26 protein-coding genes are annotated in these 24,787 nt (G+C 44.9%); 12 read left to right on the forward strand and 14 right to left on the reverse strand.

Going from position 1 to position 24,787, the window contains the following annotated elements; translation table 11 throughout:
• Nucleotides 1–24 precede the first annotated feature (24 nt).
• Nucleotides 25–756, forward strand: coding sequence for a DUF2884 domain-containing protein (locus LDO73_RS04150; protein WP_224060326.1), 732 nt, complete (start codon nucleotides 25–27; stop codon nucleotides 754–756).
• Between the two features lie 215 nt (nucleotides 757–971).
• Entirely contained in the window at nucleotides 972–1,922 is a 951-nt protein-coding gene (locus LDO73_RS04155) for a siderophore ABC transporter substrate-binding protein (protein WP_036954223.1), read from the forward strand.
• Nucleotides 1,923–2,019: 97 nt separating this feature from the next.
• Here the strand turns inward: LDO73_RS04155 and hemW are convergent, their stop codons facing one another.
• From hemW to rsmE, 9 genes are all read right to left on the reverse strand, one after another.
• A complete protein-coding gene (gene hemW, locus LDO73_RS04160; RefSeq protein WP_224060327.1) occupies nucleotides 2,020–3,159 on the reverse strand; it encodes a radical SAM family heme chaperone HemW in 1,140 nt (379 codons plus the stop codon).
• The gene (locus LDO73_RS04165; RefSeq protein ID WP_224060328.1) at nucleotides 3,152–3,745 is read right to left on the reverse strand and encodes an XTP/dITP diphosphatase; all 594 of its coding nucleotides are present in this window, start codon (nucleotides 3,743–3,745) and stop codon (nucleotides 3,152–3,154) included. Before LDO73_RS04165 ends, hemW begins: the two co-directional genes overlap by 8 nt.
• 15 nt (nucleotides 3,746–3,760) lie before the next feature.
• Nucleotides 3,761–4,345, reverse strand: coding sequence for a YggT family protein (locus tag LDO73_RS04170; protein WP_154639429.1), 585 nt, complete (start codon nucleotides 4,343–4,345; stop codon nucleotides 3,761–3,763).
• 20 nt (nucleotides 4,346–4,365) lie between these two features.
• Nucleotides 4,366–5,187 carry a pyrroline-5-carboxylate reductase gene (gene proC / locus LDO73_RS04175; protein ID WP_224060329.1) on the reverse strand — a complete coding sequence of 274 codons (822 nt, stop codon included), beginning with the start codon at nucleotides 5,185–5,187 and terminating at the stop codon, nucleotides 4,366–4,368.
• A 15-nt stretch (nucleotides 5,188–5,202) separates the two neighbouring features.
• Nucleotides 5,203–5,895, reverse strand: coding sequence for a YggS family pyridoxal phosphate-dependent enzyme (locus LDO73_RS04180; RefSeq protein ID WP_282560751.1), 693 nt, complete (start codon nucleotides 5,893–5,895; stop codon nucleotides 5,203–5,205).
• Between the two features lie 128 nt (nucleotides 5,896–6,023).
• Entirely contained in the window at nucleotides 6,024–6,443 is a 420-nt protein-coding gene (ruvX, locus tag LDO73_RS04185; RefSeq protein WP_224060332.1) for a Holliday junction resolvase RuvX, read from the reverse strand.
• Nucleotides 6,443–7,006, reverse strand: a complete 564-nt coding sequence (locus tag LDO73_RS04190; RefSeq protein WP_224060333.1) for a YqgE/AlgH family protein — start codon at nucleotides 7,004–7,006, stop codon at nucleotides 6,443–6,445. The genes ruvX and LDO73_RS04190 overlap by 1 nt, the downstream gene beginning before the upstream one ends.
• 152 nt (nucleotides 7,007–7,158) lie before the next feature.
• A complete protein-coding gene (gshB, locus tag LDO73_RS04195) occupies nucleotides 7,159–8,106 on the reverse strand; it encodes a glutathione synthase (protein WP_154604536.1) in 948 nt (315 codons plus the stop codon).
• Between the two features lie 9 nt (nucleotides 8,107–8,115).
• On the reverse strand, nucleotides 8,116–8,847 hold the full coding sequence (gene rsmE, locus LDO73_RS04200; protein WP_224060334.1) for a 16S rRNA (uracil(1498)-N(3))-methyltransferase: 732 nt from the start codon (nucleotides 8,845–8,847) through the stop codon (nucleotides 8,116–8,118).
• A 277-nt stretch (nucleotides 8,848–9,124) separates the two neighbouring features.
• Between rsmE and LDO73_RS04205 the strand changes: the two genes are divergently transcribed.
• The gene (locus LDO73_RS04205; protein WP_224060335.1) at nucleotides 9,125–9,802 is read left to right on the forward strand and encodes a prepilin peptidase; all 678 of its coding nucleotides are present in this window, start codon (nucleotides 9,125–9,127) and stop codon (nucleotides 9,800–9,802) included.
• Here LDO73_RS04205 and LDO73_RS04210 read toward each other — a convergent pair.
• Together LDO73_RS04210 and LDO73_RS04215 are read right to left on the reverse strand one after the other, a co-directional pair.
• The gene (locus LDO73_RS04210; protein WP_224060336.1) at nucleotides 9,795–10,439 is read right to left on the reverse strand and encodes a DsbA family protein; all 645 of its coding nucleotides are present in this window, start codon (nucleotides 10,437–10,439) and stop codon (nucleotides 9,795–9,797) included. The genes LDO73_RS04205 and LDO73_RS04210 overlap by 8 nt on opposite strands.
• A gap of 119 nt (nucleotides 10,440–10,558) precedes the next feature.
• A complete protein-coding gene (locus LDO73_RS04215) occupies nucleotides 10,559–11,431 on the reverse strand; it encodes an MBL fold metallo-hydrolase (protein ID WP_224060337.1) in 873 nt (290 codons plus the stop codon).
• Nucleotides 11,432–11,556: 125 nt separating this feature from the next.
• Here LDO73_RS04215 and LDO73_RS04220 point away from each other — a divergent pair, with 125 nt between their 5' ends.
• The gene (locus LDO73_RS04220) at nucleotides 11,557–12,471 is read left to right on the forward strand and encodes a LysR family transcriptional regulator (RefSeq protein WP_224060338.1); all 915 of its coding nucleotides are present in this window, start codon (nucleotides 11,557–11,559) and stop codon (nucleotides 12,469–12,471) included.
• Here LDO73_RS04220 and LDO73_RS04225 read toward each other — a convergent pair.
• Complete coding sequence (locus tag LDO73_RS04225) at nucleotides 12,451–13,386, reverse strand: LysR family transcriptional regulator (RefSeq protein ID WP_224060340.1); 936 nt, start codon at nucleotides 13,384–13,386, stop codon at nucleotides 12,451–12,453. The genes LDO73_RS04220 and LDO73_RS04225 overlap by 21 nt on opposite strands.
• A gap of 123 nt (nucleotides 13,387–13,509) precedes the next feature.
• On the opposite strand from LDO73_RS04225, the gene lysA reads away from it, so the two are divergent.
• The gene (gene lysA, locus LDO73_RS04230) at nucleotides 13,510–14,784 is read left to right on the forward strand and encodes a diaminopimelate decarboxylase (RefSeq protein ID WP_224060341.1); all 1,275 of its coding nucleotides are present in this window, start codon (nucleotides 13,510–13,512) and stop codon (nucleotides 14,782–14,784) included.
• A 94-nt stretch (nucleotides 14,785–14,878) separates the two neighbouring features.
• On the opposite strand, the gene fadE is transcribed toward lysA, so the two are convergent.
• Nucleotides 14,879–17,344 (reverse strand): acyl-CoA dehydrogenase FadE, encoded by a 2,466-nt coding sequence (gene fadE, locus LDO73_RS04235; protein WP_224060343.1) that lies wholly within the window; start codon nucleotides 17,342–17,344, stop codon nucleotides 14,879–14,881.
• A gap of 339 nt (nucleotides 17,345–17,683) precedes the next feature.
• Here fadE and lpcA point away from each other — a divergent pair, with 339 nt between their 5' ends.
• Nucleotides 17,684–18,262: a D-sedoheptulose 7-phosphate isomerase gene (gene lpcA / locus LDO73_RS04240; protein WP_224060344.1), complete on the forward strand. Its 579-nt coding sequence runs from the start codon at nucleotides 17,684–17,686 to the stop codon at nucleotides 18,260–18,262.
• 26 nt (nucleotides 18,263–18,288) lie between these two features.
• Nucleotides 18,289–19,056, forward strand: a complete 768-nt coding sequence (locus LDO73_RS04245; protein WP_154604561.1) for a class II glutamine amidotransferase — start codon at nucleotides 18,289–18,291, stop codon at nucleotides 19,054–19,056.
• Here LDO73_RS04245 and LDO73_RS04250 read toward each other — a convergent pair.
• Complete coding sequence (locus LDO73_RS04250; protein ID WP_224060345.1) at nucleotides 19,027–19,764, reverse strand: L,D-transpeptidase family protein; 738 nt, start codon at nucleotides 19,762–19,764, stop codon at nucleotides 19,027–19,029. The genes LDO73_RS04245 and LDO73_RS04250 overlap by 30 nt on opposite strands.
• Before the next feature lie 416 nt (nucleotides 19,765–20,180).
• On the opposite strand from LDO73_RS04250, the gene LDO73_RS04255 reads away from it, so the two are divergent.
• Genes LDO73_RS04255 through nqrE form a run of 5 tightly spaced genes read left to right on the forward strand, consistent with a single transcriptional unit; the run spans nucleotide 20,181 to nucleotide 24,777 of the window.
• Nucleotides 20,181–21,524 (forward strand): Na(+)-translocating NADH-quinone reductase subunit A, encoded by a 1,344-nt coding sequence (locus LDO73_RS04255; RefSeq protein WP_224060346.1) that lies wholly within the window; start codon nucleotides 20,181–20,183, stop codon nucleotides 21,522–21,524.
• Nucleotides 21,525–21,528: 4 nt separating this feature from the next.
• Entirely contained in the window at nucleotides 21,529–22,767 is a 1,239-nt protein-coding gene (locus LDO73_RS04260; protein WP_224060347.1) for an NADH:ubiquinone reductase (Na(+)-transporting) subunit B, read from the forward strand.
• The gene (locus LDO73_RS04265; RefSeq protein ID WP_224060348.1) at nucleotides 22,760–23,554 is read left to right on the forward strand and encodes a Na(+)-translocating NADH-quinone reductase subunit C; all 795 of its coding nucleotides are present in this window, start codon (nucleotides 22,760–22,762) and stop codon (nucleotides 23,552–23,554) included. The genes LDO73_RS04260 and LDO73_RS04265 overlap by 8 nt, the downstream gene beginning before the upstream one ends.
• A complete protein-coding gene (locus LDO73_RS04270; RefSeq protein WP_154604565.1) occupies nucleotides 23,547–24,176 on the forward strand; it encodes an NADH:ubiquinone reductase (Na(+)-transporting) subunit D in 630 nt (209 codons plus the stop codon). The genes LDO73_RS04265 and LDO73_RS04270 overlap by 8 nt, the downstream gene beginning before the upstream one ends.
• Nucleotides 24,177–24,180: 4 nt before the next feature.
• A complete protein-coding gene (gene nqrE, locus LDO73_RS04275) occupies nucleotides 24,181–24,777 on the forward strand; it encodes an NADH:ubiquinone reductase (Na(+)-transporting) subunit E (protein WP_006657396.1) in 597 nt (198 codons plus the stop codon).
• Nucleotides 24,778–24,787: the final 10 nt, after the last annotated feature.

The raw sequence follows: 24,787 nt of genomic DNA on the forward strand, positions 1-24,787 counted from the left end.
AGAGGTAATCGACGAGGAGATTTTATGTTACGCCGTACTTTAATTGCGTTTTCATTACTGGCCTGCGCCACCAGCCAAGCGGCGGATTACAACTGCTCGGTAACCCCTAAAGACGACATTTTTATGACGCCTGATAATGTTCAAGTCGTCGGTCGTAGTGGGGATTTAAAAATCACCCCAAATGGTGATGTCACGCTGAATGGTCAAAAAGTTGCACTGACCTCTGAGCAACAACAGCAAGCATTGCGTTATCAATCGGCCATCCGCCAGGATTTACCGTGGATCAAAAAAGAATCTGAAGAGAAATTAGCGGCATCGCGTAAATCCCTCGATAAAGTGGTGGTTAAAGTGATTGGTAGCGATAGCAATATTCGCAACCGCTTGACTAAGCTTGAAAAAGATTTAAACGGTCAAATTAACCAAATCATTGAGACTCGTTCAAACGGCTATGCTTTCTACCATGAAGGTATCAAGAAAGTGGAAGCTTCGGGGCGTGAATTAGTCAATGAAAGCTTAGGTGGGATTTTACAAGACAGTATCAATGAAATGGGGCGCAAACAGTTACTTGCTGGCGGTGATACCAACAAAATGCTGCAAGGTATGCTAGGTAGCCTTGGTGGGTTACAGCAAGAAATTGATAGCGAATGGAAAAATCAAGAAAACAGCTTCCAGCAGTTTGGTCAGCAAGTCTGTTCTAAAGTCACTTCATTAGAGCAGCAACGTATTAGCTTACTGAATTCAATTAACGGTAAATAATTCAGATAGTTTGATATGCCCTCAAAGCTATCATCCGTAATGAAAGGCAGTAATAGGGAGACTTATTGCTGCCTTTTGCATTAAAAACCTCTTCAAACCATGACAGCATTAACATAAATAAAAACAATATTAAGAATCATTATCATTTAATTGACTTATGAGTAACTCTCCTTAGAATGCAGGTTTGGCTTAACGACTAAATGGGTGTTATTCATATGAAAAAGTTTATTCCAGCGGTACTGGTTTCGATCCTGTCATTCTCCGCACCTTACGCACTGAGTGCTGAATCAGCTGCATTTACGCCAAACGCAATCACTGCACAAGGTGCTGAAAAAGTCACGGTTAAACACCTTTCCGGTGAAACGGAAGTGGTTAAAAAACCACAGAAAGTGGTTCTGTTTGACTTCGGTATTTATGACTCAATGCAAAAACTGGGGTTAGGGGACAAGGTTGTTGCTCTGCCGATGGGTAATGCACCTGCTTATGTAAAAGCGGGCATTCCTGCGACAGTCAAAAATGCAGGCGGCATGAAGGAACCAAACTTAGCTGAGATCGCTGCACTGAAACCCGATTTAATCGTGATCACGGGTCGCCAAGGTAAATCTTACGACGCATTATCAAAAATTGCCCCGACGCTGAATTTAGGCTCTGACAGCAAAAATTATATTGAGTCCGTGAAAGCCAACATTCGTTTAATTGGTGATTTATACGGTGACCAAAAAGCGGTGGACGAGCAACTGGCTCAGTTGGATAAAACCATTGCAGAAGCCCAGAAAAAAGCGGCTGCATCCAATAAAAAAGTGCTGGTCTTACTGCACAATGACGGCAAATTAATCCCAAATAACCAAGCGGTTGTTTACGATGTGGTTAAAGCACAGCGTGCAGAATTACCCGTTCAAGCAGATGCAGACAAATCCAAACGCCGTGTGGTGGATACAAAAACTATCGCACAAGCGAACCCTGATGTGATTTTGATTGTGGATCGCAGTGAAGCGATTGGCGCAGGTAAATTGGAAAAAACGGTGTTTGAAGACCAAAATATCCAAGAAACCAAAGCGTATAAAGATGGCAAAATTACCTATTTGCAATCTGATTTGTGGTATCTCTCCGGTGGTGGTTTAGTCAGCCTCACCGAGCAAATCGATGCAGTCACCAAAGCACTGTAATCGGTAGATTGTTATTTTCGTTTATTACCCCTGTTTATTATCTTTAGTAAAAAGAAAAGCCAGCATTAAGCTGGCTTTTCTTATGGAAAAATAGAAATCACTCTTCCCCTAAAAATAGCTCCAGTAGGGAGTTTAAGAATAATTTTCCATGTTCGGTAATTTGCCATTCATCAGCGGTTTCTGAGATATAACCTTTGGCTAAGGCTTCATCGATAGCAGGGCGAACCACAGACTCTGCCAGACCGGTATATTCAGTAAATTCACGGCGAGGCATCGCTTCAAGTAACCGGAAACGATTCATAAAATACTCAAATGGGCGGTCTTCGTTCTCAACATTATATTGATTATCAAGATAACGACCTTCCATATAACCTCGTGGATGTTTGGTTTTGACAGTTCGTAAAATCTGCCCATCGGTTGAGGTAATTTTACCGTGTGCGCCACAGCCGATACCCAGATAATCCCCAAAACGCCAATAGTTAAGGTTATGTTCGCACTGATAACCCGCTTTGGCATAGGCGGAAGTCTCATATTGCTGATAGCCTGCCGCTGCCAGTAATTTATGCCCTTCGGTGTAGATATCCCATAGGGTATCGTCATCCGGCAAACGCGGCGGGCGAGAACCAAACTGCGTATTCGGCTCAATGGTTAGCTGGTACCAAGAAAGGTGAGGCGGAGCGAGTTCGATAGCTTGGCGTAAATCTGATAACCCTTCGTCGCGAGTTTGTGATGGTAAGCCGTGCATTAAATCCAAATTAAAACTGCGTAGATTTAAGTTGGTGGCGAGCTGAGCGGCGCGCTTGGCTTCGTTGGGACCATGAATGCGCCCCAACATGATCAGTTTGTCGTCTCCGAAGCTTTGCACTCCGATGGAGATGCGGTTGATCCCCGCGGCTTGGTAGCCTGCAAAGCGGTCAGCTTCCACGGTGCCGGGGTTGGCTTCCATGGTGACTTCCGCATCAGGGTCTAAATTCACCCGCTGACGAACGCCATCCATCAACATCTGCATGGATTCAGCGGTTAATAAGCTCGGTGTACCGCCACCAATAAAGATAGTTTTGACGGGACGGATGCCAATCAGCGCCGCATCTTTATCAAGGTCGCTAAGCAAGTGTTCAACATACTCAGTTTGGGGAATTTCTCCTTTAAGAGTATGTGAGTTGAAATCACAATACGGGCACTTTTGTACACACCAAGGAATGTGGATATACAAGCTTAATGGAGGAAGCTTAAGCATTTTTTAGGGCATCCAACATCATCGCAAGGGCTTTACCGCGGTGTGATACCGCTTGTTTTTCGGCTTTGGTCAGTTCTGCAGAAGTGCAACCTAATTCTGGCACGTAGAAAATTGGGTCATAGCCAAAGCCACCTTGCCCCTTCGCTTCACGGGTTAATACGCCGTGCCAGCGACCATGAAACACTAACGGCGTCGGGTCTTCCGCATGGCGCAGATACACTAACACGCAGTTAAATTGCGCTTGGCGTTGGTCATCCGGTACATCTTTCATGGCATCGAGCAGCTTATCGAGGTTTTGCTGGTCGGTCGCATCTTCACCCGCATAGCGCGCAGAGTAAATCCCCGGCGCACCACCTAAAGCATCCACAGAAATACCGGAATCATCGGCGATGGCGGGTAAGCCTGTTTGTGCCGCAGCATGGCGAGCTTTTAATATTGCGTTCTCGATAAAGGTTAATCCGGTCTCTTCCGCGGACTCAACGCCAAGGCTGGTTTGAGCGACGATATCCATGCCGAATTCGCGAAGTAAATCCGCTAATTCATTAACTTTGCCCGGGTTACCTGTGGCTAATACAACTTGTTGCATCGTTTCTCTCTTCCCTTACATAATGCCGACAGAGAACAGCATGGCGGTTAACGCAGGGTCAATCATTAAAGAGACATCGACACGTAAGTAGTTCAGGGCGATCAAAATAAACATCACAATCATCGCGGAGAAATCTAACCCGCCCATGGCTGGGATAATGCGACGAATCGGTGCCATTAATGGTTCAGTTAATTGGAACAGTAAATAATCGACAGGATTACGGCCTTGGCTGACCCAGCTTAAAATGGCGCGAATTAAGATCATCCAGAAAATCAATTTACCGATATAAGTCAGTAAGAGAATTAATCCCATAGGCAGTAAGGTCAGACCGATGGCCGGCAGCATGTTGGTGGCCCACATACCAAAGATAATGTCAGCAATTGCCAGTATAAATGCCACCAGCAGGGTTGCGGTATCAATGGAGCCAACGGATGGAATTAGGCGACGTAAAGGCCCTACGATAGGCTGAGTGGCTTTAACCACAAACTGTGAGAACGGATTATAGAAATCGGCGCGAACGCATTGCATCCATACTCTGAGCAGAAGCACAAAGATGTACAGTTGAATCAGGGTGGTAACAACAAAAACGATAGTCTGCATGGCTTATCCCAAAAAATAAATTAAAAAAGTTTTTCCATTTCTTCCGCACGGTCAATCGCGCTTTGCATAGCGCTGGCGACGGTTTGCGGTAGATGACCTTGGTAAAATTGCTCTAAAGCCATTGCGGTGGTGCCGCCTTTAGAGGTGACTTGCTCACGCAAGGTTGAAAATGGGGTATCCCCTTGTGATTTCGCTAACGCCACGGAGCCTTCAATGGCATTAAGAACCAATTCGCGGGCTTGTTTTTCATCATAGCCAAGCTGCTCGGCTTTTTGCTGCATAGATTCCATGAACAAGAAAAAGTAAGCGGGGGAACTACCAGTTAACGCAATGATATTATTGATTTCGCTCTCTTTGGCGCACCAGGTTGTTGAACCGACGCTTTCCATCAATTGCTGAGTAAATTGCTTATCATCTTCAGAAACATTCGATTGAGCAAACAAGCCGCTAACGCCTTTGCCCACCAGTGACGGGGTATTTGGCATAATGCGCACTAAACGCAGCGAATGGGCAAAATAGTCATTATAACGAGCTGCAGGAATACCCGCTGCGATGGTTAAAATCAGCTTGTTTTCTAAGTTTGTGAGTTGTTGAAGAGGTTCACAAACGTCTTTCATCATTTGCGGCTTGACGGCAAGCACAATCACATCTGCTTGTTGGGCGGCAGTGAGATTATCATGGGTGCTAATGATGCCGTAGTCTTGCGCCATTTTGTCACGGCGTACAGGGGTTGGTGAACAGACGGTAATCATCGATGCAGGATAGCCATGAGCCACAAGACCCGCAATAATGGCATTCGCCATATTTCCCGCGCCAATAAAGGCAATTTTGCGATGTTGCATGTTGTTCTCCTAAGATTAATTATGGTACTGACGGGCACCAAAAATGGCGGTACCGATGCGGACAAGTGTCGACCCGCAGTGGATAGCGGCGCGCATATCGTCGGTCATCCCCATGGATAAGGTATCCACAGTAGGATAATTAGCTTTCAATTGCTCGAATGCCTGCTCCATTTGGCGAAATGCTGCGCATTGGCGCTCATAATCGGTTTCTGGGGCTGGAATGGTCATTAACCCACGCAACATTAAATTGGGTAATTGGGCGACTTGAGCCGCAAGCTCATTCACTTCCTCGAGGGTTATCCCCGATTTGCTATTTTCATCGCTAATATTAATTTGGATCAGCACATTTAGTGGCGCTTTATCTTGAGGACGTTGCTCATTTAAACGTTGGGCGATTTTGGCGCGATCTAAAGTATGGAACCAATCAAAATGTTCTGCCACTAAGCGGCTTTTATTGGACTGTAGTGGACCAATAAAGTGCCAAACTAGGTCGGTTTTTTCTGCAAAGTGCTGGATTTTTTCAACACCTTCTTGCACATAGTTTTCACCAAATTGGCGTTGACCTGCCTCGATAGCTTCCATAATGGCTTCACAAGGTTTAGTTTTGCTCACAGCTAACAGGGTAATATCTTGAGGGGAGCGGTGACACTCGGTTGCAGCAAGATGAATACGCTCAGTGACATCAGATAGGTTTTTTTGAATGGTCATGTTATTCAATACCGTTTTTCAGTTGCTTTCGGTGAATAGTGAGAATTAACCCTAGTGTAAAACATATTAAGGGCGAACGGCACCTTTGCAGCAACTGAATGGGGAAAATAAACGTAAAGATGCGCCTTTTAGTAATTTTGTTCAAACCAACTTTCTAAAATTACCACCGCAGAGGCGGAATCCACTTTTCCTTTACTTAATGCACGATAGCCACCTTGTTCAAACAGTCCCGCTTTGGCTTCTACGGTAGACAGTCTTTCATCGTGTAGCTTGACTTGCACACCAAAGCGCCCGTGAATGCGGTTGGCAAAATTACGTGCTTGGCTAGTGACGAGCTGCTCAGTGCCATCCATATTTAAAGGAAGCCCGACTATCACCAACTGCGGCTGCCACTCTTTGAGCAATTTTTCAATTTGTGACCAGTCGGGTCTGCCATCGCTGGCTTTTAATGAGGCTAATGGGCGGGCGGTGCTGGTGATCTCTTGACCGACAGCGACACCAATACTTTTCGTTCCAAAATCAAAGGCGAGTAAAGTTCTTGCTGACATTAAGCGTGCCCCGCTTGCATAGAGATATTATGGATGTTGATACCTAAAAGGTTGCCTGCGGCTTTCCAGCGTTCGTTCAATGGCGTATTAAAAATCAGATTAGGGTCTGCTTTGACGGTCAACCAGCTATTTTCCATAATTTCACTTTCTAATTGTCCAGGTTCCCAGCTTGAATAACCGAGAGTGACTAAGGAATTCATGGGATGCTGATCGCTGCCTAATGTCTCTAAAATATCTTTAGAGGTGGTTACCATAATGTGGTCATTAAGACGCAAACTTGCGGCATAACCCGTAACAGGGGTATGGATAATAAACCCGTGCTCTTCAGAAACAGGTCCACCCGCAATCACCATCTTTTCAAGATTTCGTGTGTTGGTATTGTCAGACACGTCAATTTCGAGTTTTTTCAGCATGGTCGCGACGGAAAAATCCTCAATAGGCTTGTTGATCACGAGGCCCATCGCGCCATTTTCATTATGTTCGCAGATATACACCACGGAATGGTCGAAATAGGGATCCGTCAGTGAAGGCATGGCAATTAAAAAATGATTCTGTAAGTTCATAAATGGCAAGCTCAGGGGTTATGTTCCTATTCGTTGGGATAACATTATGGGTTAAAACAAAAACTATGGGCTAAAAAAATAACGCCAAAGGCAACCTCGAAAGGCTGCCTTCTGGAGACTTATCTGTTAACAGACGCTATTTTTCATAGAGACTATTTTTTCAGGCGGCGCTCAATCGCATCCATCAACATACCGGTGATGGAAATATCAAATGCAGCTTCAATTTCACGGGCGCAAGTCGGGCTCGTGACGTTAATTTCAGTCAAGCGATCACCGATAATATCCAGACCCACAAAAATCAGACCTTTTTCTTTTAAGGTCGGTGCGACAGCGCGAGCAATCGCCCAGTCACTTTCTGTTAATGGACGGGCTTCACCACGACCACCCGCTGCGAGGTTTCCTCGGGTTTCCCCTTGTGCAGGAATACGTGCAAGGCAATATGGCACAGGTTCACCGTCAACCACTAGCACACGTTTATCACCGTCTTTGATAGCAGGTAAGAAGTTTTGCGCCATGCAATAACGGGAATTGTGCTCCGTTAACGTTTCGATGATAACGCCAACGTTCGGGTCTTCTTTCTTCAAACGGAAAATAGACGCGCCGCCCATACCGTCCAACGGTTTAAAAATCACGTCGCCGTGTTTTTTATGGAATTCACGCAGTTTTTCAGAACTACGGGTTACTAAGGTATCCGGCGTTAACTCAGGGAACCATGCCGTAAACAGCTTCTCGTTACAGTCACGCAGGCTTTGTGGTTTGTTGACAATTAAGCTGCCCGCTTGTTCTGCGCGCTCAAGGATGTAAGTCGCGTAAATGTATTCAGTATCAAATGGCGGGTCTTTGCGCATTAAAATGGCATCAAGGTCGCTCAGGGCGATGTCTTGCTCTGAGTGGAACTCATACCATTTGGTTGGGTTCTCTTCGACTGTCACAATCTTTGTGGTTGCACGGGCTTCGCCTTGGTGCAGGTACAGGTCGTTCATTTCCATATAATGGATTTCATAACCGCGGCGTGCAGCTTCCAGCATCATTGCAAAACTGGTGTCTTTCTTGATTTTAATGGATGAAATAGGATCCATTACTATGCCGAGCTTGATCATTTTATCTCCTTAACCCAAGTCACCTAAACGCACTTGTAATGCCGTTATTGCGGTTAGCGCGGTCGTTTCTGTTCGTAATACTCGTGGCCCTAACAGGATATCAGTAAATTGATAGTCGGCTGTCATGGCAATTTCGTCAGCAGATAAGCCGCCTTCTGGGCCTATCAGTAATCTTACGTGCTTTAAATCAGCGGGGAGCGTGTTGATGCTCTCACTTGCCCGAGGGTGTAAATTAATTTTAAACGCGCCGTCATTTTCTACGCACCATGCTTCAAGGGATTGAACGGGGCGAATTTCAGGGATGCGGTTGCGACCACTTTGCTCACAAGCGGCAATGGCAATTTTTTGCCACTGCTGTAATTTTTTCTCTAAACGCTCGCCTTCAAGGCGTACACCACAACGCTCTGAAAGCAGAGGAGTAATGGTATTGACACCAAGTTCAACGGATTTTTGAATGGTAAATTCCATTTTTTCACCGCGGGACATGACTTGCCCAAGGTGAATATCTAATGGGGATTCACGGTCATCCAATGTGCTGTCTTGGATAGTCACAAACACATTTTTTTTCGTTGCTTCTGTAATTTCAGCGCGGAATATATGGTTGCTTCCATCAAATAATTCTAGCTGTTGTCCGGCTGTCATGCGAAGAACTCGGCCCACATGGTTGGCTGCATCATCACAAAGCGAAATGGTGGTGTTAATTTGGAGTGGCTCTGGGTGATAAATGCGTGGAACGCGCATGATTTTTCCTTAGTCCAATAATTAAGATAACTGATGCAGGATATGGGGGCAAAATCTCGAAAAACAAGAGGACGGACTGAGTTTATAACTAAAAAGAGGGATTTTTTAGTTCGTCTGTGCCTTGCATTTCACACTCTCATATCTACGCTAAATTTGTCGATAAAACCGACCCAAAACCACGAAATTATAGTGTTGGTTTCTGAATCCATCACCGTATAGTAAGCCCTGTGTTTGTCGAGTAAACCCCGCTTTAGCGCTCATGGAAAAGGAGAACGCCATGATTGATGCTGTAAATGGATTTTTAATACCTATATCGCTAATTACAGTATTGTCCCTCTTGTCAGCTTGGCTGACAACTCGGTTACTGAGGGAGATTCCCACCCGCTATTTTGATTTACCGAGTATTACCATTGACGTCAATCGGGTATGGGGTGGTTATTGGGTATTGGGAACAGTGATTGCGTTCCTTGGTTATCCCCCTTCGGTTCTTGCTTTATTATTTCTGTTTTTTAATTTGGTTATTCCGTTAGGTTTAATCGATCTCAAAACGGGTTATTTACCGAATGTCCTCAATTATCCGTTATTGGTTTTTGGTCTGTTATTTCAATGGGGAATGCCTGCGGGAAATTTGTTATCCGCTATTTATGCGCTGCTGTTCAGTTACATTGGGTTAGTGGCTATCACTACGTTAGTGGAGAAAATTCGTCGGCGACCGCAAATGGGGAGAGGGGATTTTAAATTAATTGCTGCGTGCGCGACGTGGCTCGGTGTATTCAATCTCCCCTATTTTCTAGGGCTTGCGGCGAGCTTAGGTTTACTGCATTTTCTTTGGTGCGCATGGCATGGCAAATACAAAAGGCGAGGCAAACAGAAATTCGTGCAGAGCATTCCGTTTGGTCCCGCCATTATTTGCAGTGCCAGTTTTTGGCTGCTGCTTAGCTGGCATCCTAATTAGCCGCTTTTACCAGTGAGTCTAAAAATTGTTGCCATTTTTCCGGCTCGCCAAGGTAGTTTTGCAGTGGTACGCGCAGCCATTTGCCTTGCTGCTCGATTAGCAACGTTGGGAATCCAGATGAGCCGGATTGACCAAGCAATTGCTTACTCTGGGCAATGTGAGCGTCAGTTTCAGTTTGTGCACATTGGTCATAATCATGTTGGAACTGCTCAACATTCAAACCAATTTCTTGCGCCACTTCCGTTAAGATTTCTGGCTGTTTAATCTGGCGTCCCGAAACGTAATGGGCTTTTTGCAATGCTTTGAGCATTTCAACGCCTTTGCCCTGTTTTGTTGCGGCCAAAATGGCGGTTTGTGGTGGCGCGGAATCCATCACGACGTTTGGCTGATGCAACATCGCAATGTAATCATCACCAAAAACTTGCCCCGTCATTGCAGCAATGCGTTTATCTGATTGCAAAATATATTGACGGAATTGGTCATCAAGATGCAGGCGAGCATCACCCGCAAGCATTCCTCCTCCGTGTAATTCTAGGTGAATATTTGGGTGATTGGCTGCAATCGCAATTAAAGGTGCCGCGGCATAACACCAGCCACAGTAAGGGTCATAAATATAATGTAGGGTAATTGTGTTCATGGTTTTTATTCTCTCTAATTATTGATTTTATCATTCTATTCAAATCGCTGAAAAACAGCGAACTGACGGAGAATAGCTAGCGCTATCTCCGTCACAATTGGTCTTAGCGTATTAGTGACTTATTGTGGCCACTGCATTTCGCCTTTTACCACTTTAGCGCCTAATTCTAAGCTGGATTTATCATCCAAGCTTGGGTAGCGAGTTTCCATTTTCTTGATAAGTTCTGCGGAATTTTTACTTTGGCTGTTAGCTTTTTCAAAGTCCGTTAAATATTTCTGGGTAAAGGTCACACTCGCCAGATCCATTTTGGATTTACCCGTAAAGTGCCCCGGAACAACAACGTTTGGTTTCAGCGCTTTGATGCTTTCTAGCGTTTGTTGCCAATCTTGACGTGATTGCTTGGTTTGTGTGTCGGCAACCCAAACGTGGATATTGTCAGAAACAACGACACCCCCGACAACAGCTTTGAGTGAAGGTACCCACACGTAGCTTCTGTCTGGTGATGCACCATCTAACCCTTTAATTTCTAAAGCTTCACCATCCACAGTGAAGTGATTGGTTTTGATAACTTCAGGCACTACAACTTTGCTTGGTGCTTCATTTTTTAAGACGCCGCCCCAGTAAGCCAGTTTGCCATCTTTAGTGGCGTTAATCGCATCAACGGTTTGTTGTGTCGCAACCACTTTGGCATCAGGGAAGGCTTTTGTCAGCGTTTCTAAACCAAAATAGTAATCTGGGTCAGAGTGGCTGATATAAATGGTGGTCAGCTTTTTATCCAGTTTTTTGATTTTGTCGACCAGTTTCTGCGCATCATTGTTTTGGAATTGTGCATCAATCAAAACCACTTCTTTATCGCCGCTGATAATTTCAGAGGAGACAGGGAACACGCTGTTATTGCCTGGGTTATAAACATCTAAGGTTAAGTTAGCAGCCTGAGCAAAGTGAGTGACAGTAGCAAAGGCGGTTGCAGTTAATACGGTCGATAATTTCATTTTCTTATCCTAATGTTGAGTCATGTTGTGTGCCTGATTTGGCTTGGTGTGTATATTAAATTGCAATTAAGGTGAGAAAAACGCCATAATCAGGTCATCTTTGTTGCATAAATCGGTCGAATGATATGGATAGATTAAAAGCTGTGCAGGTGTTCATTACTATTGTAGAACAAGGTAGCCTCAGCGGTGCGGCTGATAAATTGGATATGTCCCGTGCGATGGTGACGCGCTATTTGGCAGAAATGGAGCAGTGGGCGGGGGTGCGTTTGCTTAACCGTACTACGCGGCGCTTAAGTTTAACGTCAGCGGGTGAAGGGGTTTATCAGCAATCATTGCAGCTAAATGCTATCTCTTTAAGCGTTCCGGTTGAGCAAAAACATGATACGAAAGCGTTAGCGGGCTTGGTGAGGATTAGTTGCTCTCAATCCATCGCTCAAAGTGCGTTGTCTCTAGCCATTTCTGAGTTTTTGCAAATGTATCCCAATATGATGATTGATATGCAGATCTCGAATAAGTCGGTGAATTTAATCGAGGAGCGAATCGATCTGGCTATCCGTATCACCAATCAGTTAGAACCGAATTTAATTGCCAAGCCACTATCGATCTGTCATTCCGTGATTTGCGCTTCGCCGACGTTTCTACAAGGTAAAAACTTACCCACTAAGCCCGAAGATTTGGCTCTGATGGAATGCCTAACTTACAGCTTTTTTGGGCGTAGCATGTGGAGCTTTGAAAAAGCAGGGGAAACCTCGACAGTGTTGGTGGATGGACGTCTGAGTGCCAATGAGTCAGTATTTTTAATGGAGGCAACATTAAACGGTGCGGGCATTGCGATGCAGCCTTACTATTCAGTGGCGAGCTATTTGAAATCGGGGAAGTTGGTTCAGTTGCTACCGGATTACACGCCGATGCCACTTGGTATTTACGGCGTCTATACCAGTCGGCAGCATATGCCAACACCATTGCGTGCAGTGATCGACTTCCTTGCTAACTGGTTTAAAACGTCCCCAGACTGGCTCTCATTGATGCCGCAGCGCTAAGGCGAGGTCATGCTCAATTTGTACAAAGGTACGTTGCAAATGTTCAGTGAAAATATGGGTGATCTGCGAAGATGGGCGGTGATTCGGCGTAATTAAGCTGACAGTAAAGGGGATAGAAAAACTGAGAGGGCGGATCACCAGTTTGCCTGCTGATTGCTGATAGAAATCCAATGCAGTCAGTGGGTTGACGATAGAGACGCCAATTCCTTTTAAGGTCATGGCGCAAATAGAAGAAGCTGAATGGGTTTCCATCACCATTTTGCGCTCAACTTGATGCTCGGCAAAGGTGGTATCAATGATTTGCCGATAGCTATCTGTGAGGGAGAGGCTAATAAAACGCTGTTGATGAAAATCTTGTGGAGTGAGGACTTTTTTCTGCTCGAAAGGGTGCCCAACGGGTAGCACGCAAACTTCATTTAATGAACCCAATGTCAGTTGTTCCGTGCCTGGCGGGGTTTGTAAGTGCTCAGTTAGCCCCACATCATAACGCTGGGCGGATAACCACTCTTCTAGCACGGGGGACTCTTGCGGGATCACCGTTAAGTTCACCTCGGGGTAATTTTCCATAAAAGCTTGGCAAACTTGTGGCAGTAAAGATTGTGCAAATGCAGGTAAGCAGGCAATGGAAATTTGAGCGTGTTCAAAGCGTCGAATAGTTTCTGCTGAGTTGCGAATACGCTCCAAACCATAATAGGAGTGTTCGACTTCTTCATGAAAGCGTAAGCCTTGCGCCGTTGGGTGTAAGCGACCTTTGACTCTATCGAATAATTTAAACTGTAATAAATGCTCGAGTCGCGCCAGTTCTCGGCTGATGGTTGGCTGAGAGGTATTTAGCAATGCTGCTGCTTCCGTGAGGTTGGGGGTGGTCATTACCGCACGAAAAATTTCAATATGTCGCCAAGAAATTGCCTGCATGATTGTTCCTCTCGTATTTCTATATCAAATATGAATAGACTTTAGCAAAAAGGATATTTTTTTTCCCGTCTTATTCGTCTAATAATCGAACTTACTATAATAAAACTTGCCAACGAGGTTCCGATGACCACATTCGCCAACACCACCAGCCAGTATCTCACTCCTGAACATTTACGTGCACTGCCTGAGCAGTTTGGTACGCCTGTCTGGGTTTATGATAGTGAAGTGATTATTGACCGTATTGAACAATTGAAAGTGTTCGATACCGTTCGTTTTGCTCAAAAAGCCTGTTCCAACATTCATATTTTGCGCCTGATGCGTGAGCAGGGCGTGAAAGTGGATTCGGTGTCATTGGGTGAAATTGAGCGTGCGCTAGTGGCGGGTTTTCAGCCGGGTCGTGAAAAATCGGAAATCGTGTTTACGGCGGATGTGTTAGATCCAGCAACGTTGCTGAAAGTGACCGAATTAGATATTCCTGTGAATACGGGCTCTATCGATATGCTGCAACAAATTGGTGAGCATAAAGCTGGTCACCCAGTTTGGCTGCGTATCAATCCGGGCTTTGGGCATGGCCATAGCCAAAAAACCAATACGGGCGGAGAGAACAGCAAGCACGGGATTTGGCACCAAGATTTACCGGAAGCATTAGCGAAAATTCAACAGTACAACCTGAAGTTAGTGGGCATTCACATGCACATTGGCTCCGGTGTGGACTATCAGCATCTTGCCAATGTGTGTGATTCCATGGTGGAACTGGTGATGTCTGCGGGCGTGGATATTGAGGCTATCTCGGCGGGTGGTGGTTTATCAACGCCTTATCGTGAGCACGATGAAATCATTGATGTTCAGCACTATTACAGCCTGTGGGATAACGCGCGTCAGCGTATCGCGCAGCATCTTGGGCATTCGATTGAATTAGAAATTGAGCCGGGGCGCTATTTAGTGGCGGAGTCGGGTGTTTTACTGGCGCAAGTGCGTGCGGTTAAAGATATGGGCAGCCGCCATTATGTGCTGGTAGATAGCGGTTTTAACGATTTAATGCGCCCTGCGATGTATGGCAGTTATCACCATATTTCGGTATTGCCTGCAGACGGCAGCAGCGCTGTTTTTTGTTCATTAGGCAATCAGCCATTAAAAGAGACCATTGTGGCGGGGCCATTGTGTGAATCTGGAGATGTATTTACCCAGCTAGAAGGTGGCATGGTGGAAACTCGCTTGCTGCCAGCAGTCAACGTTGGGGATTATTTGGTTTTCCATGACACTGGGGCTTACGGCGCGTCGATGTCATCGAATTATAATAGCCGTCCATTATTGCCAGAAGTTATGTTCGTTAATGGAAAACTCACATTAATTCGTCGTCGTCAGACTATCCAAGAGTTATTAGCCTTAGAACTGTAAATTAATTCATATTAATAAATGAACATAAATCAAGGGAGCCAATGGCTCCCTTGTTGTTTTTAGCGTGACGACAATTTTTAGCGCGTTAGCTTAATTAAGCCGCTTTTTTCTTTTTAGACTGAGATTCATCCTCTGACTCAGTGTGTGGCTTTTTTGATGGAACCACACCTAAATCATCGAAATCAAACTCATCGACATTAATAGTACGTAAGCGGCTGGCTTCGGCTTTACGTAAAATATCGGCTTCTTCTTGGGTGATAATGTTTTCTGGCAACATTTGGTCAGCTAATTTATCCAAACGCGTAAAGCTGAATTTACGCTCTTTTAAGCGGCAAATACGTTCGAAAATTGGCTCTGCAGCAATGATGTCATACAGTGCTTGGTTCACTAAGCCGTGCGGGTTGTTCTCTACAGGGGTTAGGAATTGACCACGTCCAATTCTGTCGCGTGTTTCCGATGGCTCCATCATCAACTGTGCCAGCTTGTGATCCAGTCGGTCAGATGGCATCGACATTGCACGGCCTGTCGGGAACAGAACAATGCGTAATGCGCCAGCAACCAAGCGATTAGGGAAGTTTTTCAGTAAATCGTCCATCGCTTTTTCTGATTGATACAGACAATCTTCAACTGCCCATTTCACCAGTGGTAAATCCGCTTTTTGTCGACCTTCATCTTCATAACGTTTTAAGGTTGCAGAAGCAAGGTACAGATGACTCAGAATATCCCCAAGACGGGCGGAGATACGTTCACGACGTTTTAAGCTACCACCGAGAACCCCCATAGAAACATCAGAGAGTAGGGCTAAGTTAGCACTGTGGCGGTTAAGCATTTGGTAATAACGGCGAGTTTCATCTTTAGTTGGTGCGCTGCTACCGCGTCCATTGGTTAAACCTAACCAGAAACTACGACACTTATTACTGATCACATGACCAATATGACCGAATACTGCTTTATCGAATTTGTTTAGGTTATTGTCTTGGGCTGCTGCCATTTCATCAAGTACATATGGATGGCAACGGATAGCGCCTTGCCCAAAGATGATCATACTACGGGTTAAAATGTTGGCACCTTCAACGGTAATGGCGATAGGTGCGCCTTGGTATGATCTGGCAACGAAGTTGGAACTTCCTAAACAGATGCCTTTACCACCCGTGATATCCATCGCATCAATAATTGAACGTTGGCCACGATGGGTACAGTGATATTTCACAATGGCGGAGAGCACCGCTGGCTTTTCGCCCAGCATGATGCCGGCGGTAATTAAGGTGGCTGCGGCGTCCATTAAATAGGCGTTACCAGCAATACGGGCAAGAGGCTCTTCAATACCTTCCATTTTTCCGATAGGAAGTTTGAACTGACGGCGGATATAAGCATAAGCACCCGTTGCCATTGCGACACTCTTCAAGCTACCTGTTGAGTTGGATGGCAAGGTGATCCCACGCCCTACAGACAGACATTCCACCAGCATTCTCCAGCCTTGTCCTGCCATTTGTGGACCACCGATGATGTAATCGATAGGCACGAAAATATCTTCCCCACGAGTTGGACCATTCATAAATGGTACGTTCAATGGGAAGTGGCGATGGCCAATTTCAACACCTGGGGTGTTTGTTGGGATCAGGGCGCAGGTAATACCGAGGTTTTTCTCACCACCCAGTAGCTTATCTGGGTCAGTTAATTTAAAGGCTAAGCCTAATACAGTCGCGATTGGCGCAAGGGTGATATAGCGTTTGTTCCAAGTTAAGCGCATGCCTAATACTTGCTCACCTTGCCATTCTCCCATACAGACAACACCAGTATCAGGGATTGCTCCTGCATCGGAACCCGCTTCTGGACTGGTTAATGCAAAACATGGGATCTCTTCACCAGTAGCTAAGCCCGGCAAATAACGATTTTTTTGCTCATCCGTACCGTAATGTTGCAGTAATTCACCCGGACCTAATGAGTTTGGAACACCCACAGTGATAGCAAGAATACCAGAAACGCCCGCCAGCTTTTGTAATACTTGAGATTGCGCGTAGGCTGAAAATTCTAATCCGCCATACTCTTTTTTGATGATCATGGCGAAGAAGCGGTGATCTCGTAGGTATTGCCAGACTTCTGGTGGTAAATCTGCGAGTTCATGACTGACTTCAAAATCATTCACCATACCGCAGACGGTTTCCACTGGACCATCAATAAAAGCTTGTTCTTCAGCGGTGAGTTGTGGTTTTGGGTAATTATGAAGTTTGTTCCAATTTGGTGCCCCACGGAACAGGTCACCTTCCCACCAAGTGGTTCCAGCATCAATCGCTTCTTTTTCTGTGCTAGACATCGGTGGCATCACTTTCTGGAACATTGTCATCGCTTTTGATGAAAACAGAGATTGGCGAATTGGCGTGATGACAAATGGTAGTAAAACCAGAGCGACGGGTAACAGCATCCAGTAGCTCCAGACATTGGCGGCTCCCATTGCTGCGGTATAAGCCAGTAATATAATAGCGCTCAGAATGAGTGAGCTTTTGTGGTAGCTCAGCACACCGATTAACGCAATAAATAAAACAATACTGAGAAGGATCATAGTGAAACTCCTGTCTACTTGTAAGAGGTCTGACCTGTTTGTTTTATTAATCTATATCTAGTAATAAACAATTAGCAAGGCATTTACATCTTAATTACAACTTGGCTCACAAAATCATCAGTTCATTTTGTAAAGGGGCGGCGGATGAAAAATAGCCAGAATTTAGCTAGCCGTAGAGCAGAAGCGCACTGTTGGAGATTTCGCCAACCATACCCCATACGGTACAATCAAAAGTAGAAACAAAATGTACCCTGTGCAACAATCGAGAAATCAAAGATAAATTACCTATAAAGGCGTAATTATCTCCATCAAGCATTCGTAAAAATTAAGGGGAAACTCATGTACCAAGATTTGATCCGTGGTGAGCTGACTGAAGCGGCAGAGACGCTATCAAACTTTTTAAGTGACAATGCAAATCTGCAAGCGATTGAGAAGGCTGCAGTATTGCTGGCGGACTCTTTTAAAGCGGGTGGTAAAGTTCTCTCTTGCGGTAATGGTGGATCCCACTGTGATGCAATGCACTTTGCGGAAGAATTAACGGGACGCTATCGTGAAAATCGACCTGGTTACCCAGCGATTGCTATCTCTGATGTTAGCCACATCTCTTGCGTGAGCAATGACTTTGGTTATGAATTTGTGTTCTCTCGCTTTGTGGAAGCGGTAGGGCAAAAAGGCGATGTGCTGCTTGGCATTTCGACTTCAGGTAACTCTGGCAATATTATTAACGCTATTGAAGCGGCACGAGCGAAAGGCATGAAAGTGATCACCCTGACAGGGAAAGATGGCGGGAAAATGGCGGGAAGCGCAGATGTTGAAATCCGTGTTCCACATTTTGGTTACGCTGATCGCATTCAAGAGATCCACATCAAAGTGATCCATATTTTGATCCAATTAATTGAAAAAGAGATGGTTAAGTAACCATTTTAAGTTGTAGGAGACTTTAAATGTGTGAGTTGCTTGGCATGAGTGCCAATGTACCAACAGATATTACGTTTAGTCTGAGTGGGCTGATTTCCCGAGGTGGGCAGACAGGCCCACATAAAGATGGTTGGGGGATCACTTTCTACGAAGGTCTAGGCTGCCGCACATTTAAAGATCCTCAACCTAGCTTTGTCTCCCCTGTAGCGCGTTTTGTGCAGGAATATCCCATCAAATCGGAAAGCATTGTGGCGCACATTCGTCAGGCGAACCGAGGGGATGTTTCACTGGTGAATACCCATCCGTTTACACGGGAATTATGGGGACGAAACTGGACTTATGCACATAATGGGCAATTGAAAGGATTTCGTTCATTAAAGACGGGGCACTATCGACCAATCGGTGAAACTGACAGCGAATGGGCATTTTGCTGGATTTTGCATCAACTGAATCAAAAATACCCAAGAAAGCCAACAAACTGGAAAGCCGTTTTCCGTTTTATTGGCACACTTGCGCAGCAACTGCGTGAAAAAGGGGTGTTTAATATGTTGTTATCCGATGGGCAATATTTGATGGCGTTTAGCTCAACAAAACTGCATTGGATCACGCGCAGAGCACCGTTTGGTAAAGCGAAATTGCTGGATCAGGATATCGAGATTGACTTTCAACAGTGCACAACGCCTAGTGATATTGTTTCTGTCATTGCCACAGCGCCCTTAACAGGCAACGAGACGTGGCAAAAAATCGAACCCGGTGAATTTGTGCTATTCCACCGTGGTCAACGTATACTGTGATTTAGATCCCAATAATTTAGTGGGCGTTTCTGGCATGCTGTTAACATGATATTTACCTAATGTTACTGATATTTCAGCAGGTTTGCCGGTTCGCTCAAAATAATCATAAGCAGGTTGAAGCTGTTTCCAAAAAGCATAATGCGTTGAATTGCGATAACGCAGCATATTCATTTTAGTCATGCGAAATGGATAAATACTCACATCAACGGCAGGTTGACCATTTTGAAGTGCTTGTTCCACGGTTTGATAAATTTCACCCATGGATTTATCTGTCATTGCATAACACCCGACAGACACACAGCTACCGTGAATCATCAGATAGTTACCTGAATATCCCTGCGTCTTATCGAATTCATTAGGAAATCCAAGATTAATAGATCGGTAATATCGACTATTTGGATTGAGTTGTGAGCGCGTGATCTGATAAAACCCCTCAGGGCTTTTTAAGTCACCTTCTATCTTTTTAGGGCCTAGTCCACCAGAAAACTTACAGATAGGGTAGGTTTTGACTAATTTATACTTTCCTACGGCTGTTTTTTGGTAGAGCTCAAGCACACCCTCTTGCTTAAATATTTGAATAAATATCGATGAGTCAGGCTGAACAGTTGGCTTATTATTAAAGGAAAATAATGTATTTTCTTTTTGCGCAAATGCAGGTGCTGCAAATGTGAAGAGTAAATAGACACCGATAGTTTTACTTATATGCATAATTAAGCCAAATGTTGAAAAATAAGCTGATTAAAAATGGACCAAATTCAACATATATTAGACGAATGGAACAAAATTTAATATATCAAGTTAATAATTTTCTAATGAATCATTATTGACTACAAATTAATCGACACTCGATAAATGTGAGCCAACATGTAGGTATTTACGAGTTGTTGCAACAAAATTTTAAATTTTATTGCGATTTGCTTGAACTAGGTCACTTCTATAACCGGACAGAGGACGAGGGAACTGATAAAATTGACCTCGGCAGAAGAAGAGAAAGTGTAGCAATATTGTTAGATTTACTTACTCGAGTGGCGAAAGCAACTTGAGTTATTTTTTATTATTGAGTCGCTATCATTCATTGCTGAATCGTTAGCTTAGGGTTTAACTGATAAACTTGTGCAGATCTTATGATTAAAATTAAAAAAGGCCTTAACCTTCCAATAGCAGGTGAGCCAGCCCAAGTGATAGAAGACGGCCCGAAAATTCAACACGTAGCGGTGCTAGGTGAAGAATATGTCGGAATGCGTCCTTCGATGCTGGTGAAAGAAGGTGAGCGTGTAAAAAAAGGGCAGGTTCTTTTTGAAGATAAAAAGAATCCTGGCGTGATATTTACTAGCCCAGCCTGCGGTAAAATTATTGCTATTCATCGCGGTGAGCGTCGTGTATTTCAGTCCGTTGTTATCGAAATCGATGGTGACGAACAAGAGACTTTCGAGTCTTATTCTACCGACCAACTCCCATCACTGACGAAAGAGCAGGTTGAACAAAATCTTTTAAGATCCGGTTTATGGACTGCTTTAAGAACGCGCCCATTTAGTCGTTCTCCAGAGCCAGGTTCATCCCCCGCAGCGATTTTTGTGACTGCAATTGACACCAATCCTCTTGCTGCAGATCCTTCGATTATTATTGGCGAAAATGCGCAAGCCTTTACTGACGGTCTCATCGTTCTGAGCCGACTGACTAAAGGCAAAGTGCATGTTTGTCATGGTGTGGGCGAGCTTCCGAAACAAGTCGCTAATGCACAAATCACATATACACAATTTGCAGGACCACATCCAGCAGGCTTAGCAGGGACTCATATTCATTTCCTTGAGCCTGTAAGTATTCGCAAAAAAGTGTGGAGCCTCAATTACCAGGATGTGATTGCCATCGGTAAATTATTTACCACTGGTCATCTTTATACTGACCGAATTGTCTCTGTCGCCGGCCCGCAAGTTGAGAAACCTCGCTTGCTGCGTACTCGTCTTGGCGCGGATATCTATGAATTAACCAAAGGTCAGCTCAAAGCAGGTGAGAACCGCATTATTTCTGGTTCTGTGCTGTGGGGAGTGACTTGTGATGATGCTCATCATTATCTTGGCCGTTTCCATAACCAGGTTTCTGTATTAGCGGAAGGTCGTGAAAAAGAGCTGTTTGGATGGATTATGCCGGGCGTGAATAAGTTCACTATCACGCGTACCACCATCGGGCATTTCTTGAAGAATAAACGCTTCGATTTTACCACGACGATGAATGGCGGTGAGCGTTCAATGGTACCAATTGGTAACTATGAGCGTGTCATGCCTCTCGATATTATGATCACCCACTTACTGCGTGATCTGCTTGCAGGGGACACCGATACTTCTCAGGAACTGGGTTGTCTGGAACTCGATGAAGAAGACTTGGGACTGTGCACCTATGTGTGTCCAGCTAAGTATGAATATGGTCCAGTGCTGCGTGATGTCCTGACCAAGATTGAGCTAGAAGGGTAATTCCATGGGTCTGAAAAATTTACTTGAAAAATATGAGCACCAATTTGAACCCGGTGGAAAATTAGCAAAATTCTATCCATTGTATGAAGCTGTTGCGACAGTCTTCTATACACCGGGCACGGTGACAAAAGGTCGCTCACACGTACGCGATACTATCGACCTCAAGCGCATGATGATTTTAGTCTGGCTTGCGGTTTTCCCAGCGATGTTCTGGGGTATGTATAACGTCGGTAACCAAGCTATTCCCGCGCTGCATCATTTATACAGTGGCGCTGAACTACAACAAGTTTTAGCGAGTGACTGGCACTATTCTCTGGCACAGTTATTAGGCGCTTCTTTAGCACCTGATGCTGGCTGGGGCAGTAAAATGCTGCTAGGTGCGATTTACTTCCTGCCAATTTACTTAGTGGTATTCTTGGTCGGCGGTTTCTGGGAAGTGTTGTTTGCCATGATCCGTGGTCATGAAATCAACGAAGGCTTCTTTATCTCCTCTATCTTATTTGCGCTGATTGTTCCGCCTACCATTCCATTATGGCAAGCGGCGCTCGGTATCACTTTCGGTGTAGTTGTCGCAAAAGAGATTTTCGGTGGTACAGGTCGTAACTTCCTTAACCCTGCGTTAGCGGGTCGTGCTTTCCTTTTCTTTGCTTACCCAGCGCAAATTTCAGGTGACTTAGTTTGGACTGCTGCTGATGGATTCTCTGGTGCAACGCCTCTGTCCCAATGGGCGACGGGTGGTGTGAGTTCACTGGTAAACACAGTAACTGGCGAGCCAATCACTTGGATGCAAGCCTTCTTAGGTAACATGCCGGGTTCAATTGGTGAAGTTTCTACCCTGATGATCTTCATCGGTGGCGCATTTATCATCTTCTTCCGTATCGCCTCTTGGCGCATCGTGGCGGGTGTGATGCTGGGTATGATTGCCATGTCTTACCTGTTCAACTTTATCGGTTCAGACACCAACCCACTGTTTGCTATGCCATGGTGGTGGCACATGGTCTTAGGCGGATTTGCTTTCGGTATGATCTTTATGGCGACAGACCCTGTTTCAGCTTCCTTTACCGATAAAGGTAAGTGGGCTTACGGGATTTTGATCGGCGTAATGTGCGTACTTGTCCGGGTTGTGAACCCTGCATACCCTGAAGGGATGATGCTCGCAATCCTGTTCGCCAACCTGTTTGCTCCTCTGTTTGACTATATGGTCGTTCAAGCAAATATTAAACGGAGAAAAGCCCGTGGCTAATGATAAACCAGTAAATAAAGATGGCGTCGGCAGAACATTTATCGTTGTTTTCATTCTCTGCTTAGTCTGTTCCGTCGTTGTTGCCGGTGCTGCGGTTGGTCTGAAACCTCAGCAACAAGAACAAATGATGTTAGATACTCAGCGTAATATTTTGAGTGTTGCAGGTCTGTTGCAGCCTAAAATGAGCGCCGAAGAAATTCAAAAAGTGTATGGCGAACGTATTGAGCCTAAGTTGCTGAGTTTCAAAACGAATGAGCTATCCAACAGCGAAAGTCGTTTTGACTTAAATAGCGAACTGCGTAGCGAAGAGACCAGCATCGCGTTATCCCCAGAAGAAGACATTGCGAAAATTCGCCGTCGTGCTAATAGCGCTGAAATTTATCTGGTCAAAGATGAACAAGGGAAAGTGACCCAAGTGATTCTGCCTGTTTATGGTTCAGGCTTATGGTCAGTGATGTACGCCTTTATCGCAGTGGATATCGATGGTGTAACCTCTCGTGGTATTACCTACTATGCGCATGGTGAAACGCCGGGTCTGGGTGGTGAAGTTGACAACCCACAATGGAAAGCGCAGTGGCCAGGTAAAAAACTGTTCAATGAGCAGGGTATCCCTGCAATCAAAATCGTGCGTGGTGGTGCCACCGATAACCCATTTGGTATCGATGGTCTTTCAGGTGCAACGCTGACTTCAAACGGTATTCAACATATGTTTGATTTCTGGCTAGGCGATAACGGTTTTGGTCCGTTCCTGAAAAAAGTTCGTGAAGGAGCGCTGAATAATGGCTGATTCTAAAGAAGTAAAACGCGTCCTACTTGGACCATTGTTAGATAATAACCCGATTGCATTGCAGGTTTTGGGTGTGTGCTCCGCATTAGCGGTTACCACTAAACTTGAAACTGCATTGGTGATGACCATCGCAGTAACGCTAGTTACCGCGTTCTCTAACTTTTTTATCTCATTAATTAGAAATTACATTCCAAGCAGTGTTCGTATTATTGTTCAAATGGCAATTATTGCATCATTGGTAATTGTGGTTGACCAAATCTTACGTGCCTATGCCTATGAAATTTCGAAACAACTTTCCGTATTCGTTGGTTTGATCATCACCAACTGTATCGTGATGGGGCGTGCTGAAGCGTATGCGATGAAAGCACCACCAATCGAAAGTTTTATGGATGGTATCGGTAACGGTCTTGGTTACGGTGTGATTCTGGTACTGGTTGGCTTCCTACGTGAGCTATTTGGTTCAGGTAAACTGTTTGGGATTACGGTATTTGAATCACTGCAAAATGGTGGTTGGTACATGCCAAACGGCTTATTCCTGTTAGCGCCAAGTGCATTCTTTATCATCGGTATGCTGATTTGGGGTCTACGTACTCTGAAACCAGCTCAGATAGAGAAGGATTAAGAGCATGGAACATTATATTAGCTTGTTTGTAAAAGCCATTTTCATCGAAAACATGGCGTTAGCTTTCTTCTTAGGGATGTGTACATTCCTTGCGGTATCGAAGAACGTAAAAACTGCTTTTGGATTGGGTATTGCGGTAACCGTGGTGCTTGGGATCTCCGTCCCTGCGAACAACTTAGTGTACAACTTAGTGTTACGTGACGGCGCGCTAGTTGAAGGCGTAGATCTCTCATTCCTAAACTTCATTACCTTTATCGGTGTCATCGCGGCATTGGTTCAAATTCTGGAAATGATTTTAGATCGTTACTTCCCATCACTGTACAACGCATTGGGGATCTTCTTACCGTTGATCACCGTAAACTGCGCAATCTTTGGTGGTGTATCTTTCATGGCTCAGCGCGACTATAACTTCACTGAATCCATTGTTTATGGCTTTGGTTCAGGTATTGGTTGGATGTTAGCGATTGTCTTAATGGCCGCTATTCGTGAAAAGATGAAGTATTCAGACATTCCAGCGGGTCTAAAAGGGTTAGGCATCACCTTTGTTACGACCGGTTTGATGGCATTGGGCTTTATGTCCTTCTCCGGTGTGCAGCTATAAAGGCGAGAAG

The organism is Providencia alcalifaciens (assembly GCF_915403165.1).
GTDB classification, from domain to species: domain Bacteria; phylum Pseudomonadota; class Gammaproteobacteria; order Enterobacterales; family Enterobacteriaceae; genus Providencia; species Providencia alcalifaciens_C.

Bases quoted from the DNA above. Each gene is read 5' to 3' on its own strand.
- lpcA (WP_224060344.1), top strand. From the start codon at position 17,684: ATGTACCAAGATTTGATCCGTGGTGAGCTGACTGAAGCGGCAGAGACG.
- hemW (WP_224060327.1), bottom strand. From the start codon at position 3,159: ATGCTTAAGCTTCCTCCATTAAGCTTGTATATCCACATTCCTTGGTGT.
- nqrE (WP_006657396.1), top strand. From the start codon at position 24,181: ATGGAACATTATATTAGCTTGTTTGTAAAAGCCATTTTCATCGAAAAC.
- LDO73_RS04270 (WP_154604565.1), top strand. From the start codon at position 23,547: ATGGCTGATTCTAAAGAAGTAAAACGCGTCCTACTTGGACCATTGTTA.
- LDO73_RS04210 (WP_224060336.1), bottom strand. From the start codon at position 10,439: ATGAACACAATTACCCTACATTATATTTATGACCCTTACTGTGGCTGG.
- LDO73_RS04225 (WP_224060340.1), bottom strand. From the start codon at position 13,386: ATGCAGGCAATTTCTTGGCGACATATTGAAATTTTTCGTGCGGTAATG.
- LDO73_RS04250 (WP_224060345.1), bottom strand. From the start codon at position 19,764: ATGCATATAAGTAAAACTATCGGTGTCTATTTACTCTTCACATTTGCA.
- LDO73_RS04255 (WP_224060346.1), top strand. From the start codon at position 20,181: ATGATTAAAATTAAAAAAGGCCTTAACCTTCCAATAGCAGGTGAGCCA.
- LDO73_RS04190 (WP_224060333.1), bottom strand. From the start codon at position 7,006: ATGAACTTACAGAATCATTTTTTAATTGCCATGCCTTCACTGACGGAT.
- LDO73_RS04155 (WP_036954223.1), top strand. From the start codon at position 972: ATGAAAAAGTTTATTCCAGCGGTACTGGTTTCGATCCTGTCATTCTCC.
- LDO73_RS04215 (WP_224060337.1), bottom strand. From the start codon at position 11,431: ATGAAATTATCGACCGTATTAACTGCAACCGCCTTTGCTACTGTCACT.
- ruvX (WP_224060332.1), bottom strand. From the start codon at position 6,443: ATGTCAGCAAGAACTTTACTCGCCTTTGATTTTGGAACGAAAAGTATT.
- LDO73_RS04180 (WP_282560751.1), bottom strand. From the start codon at position 5,895: ATGACCATTCAAAAAAACCTATCTGATGTCACTGAGCGTATTCATCTT.
- lysA (WP_224060341.1), top strand. From the start codon at position 13,510: ATGACCACATTCGCCAACACCACCAGCCAGTATCTCACTCCTGAACAT.
- fadE (WP_224060343.1), bottom strand. From the start codon at position 17,344: ATGATCCTTCTCAGTATTGTTTTATTTATTGCGTTAATCGGTGTGCTG.
- LDO73_RS04220 (WP_224060338.1), top strand. From the start codon at position 11,557: ATGGATAGATTAAAAGCTGTGCAGGTGTTCATTACTATTGTAGAACAA.
- LDO73_RS04150 (WP_224060326.1), top strand. From the start codon at position 25: ATGTTACGCCGTACTTTAATTGCGTTTTCATTACTGGCCTGCGCCACC.
- LDO73_RS04205 (WP_224060335.1), top strand. From the start codon at position 9,125: ATGATTGATGCTGTAAATGGATTTTTAATACCTATATCGCTAATTACA.
- LDO73_RS04170 (WP_154639429.1), bottom strand. From the start codon at position 4,345: ATGCAGACTATCGTTTTTGTTGTTACCACCCTGATTCAACTGTACATC.
- rsmE (WP_224060334.1), bottom strand. From the start codon at position 8,847: ATGCGCGTTCCACGCATTTATCACCCAGAGCCACTCCAAATTAACACC.
- proC (WP_224060329.1), bottom strand. From the start codon at position 5,187: ATGCAACATCGCAAAATTGCCTTTATTGGCGCGGGAAATATGGCGAAT.
- LDO73_RS04165 (WP_224060328.1), bottom strand. From the start codon at position 3,745: ATGCAACAAGTTGTATTAGCCACAGGTAACCCGGGCAAAGTTAATGAA.
- LDO73_RS04260 (WP_224060347.1), top strand. From the start codon at position 21,529: ATGGGTCTGAAAAATTTACTTGAAAAATATGAGCACCAATTTGAACCC.
- LDO73_RS04245 (WP_154604561.1), top strand. From the start codon at position 18,289: ATGTGTGAGTTGCTTGGCATGAGTGCCAATGTACCAACAGATATTACG.
- gshB (WP_154604536.1), bottom strand. From the start codon at position 8,106: ATGATCAAGCTCGGCATAGTAATGGATCCTATTTCATCCATTAAAATC.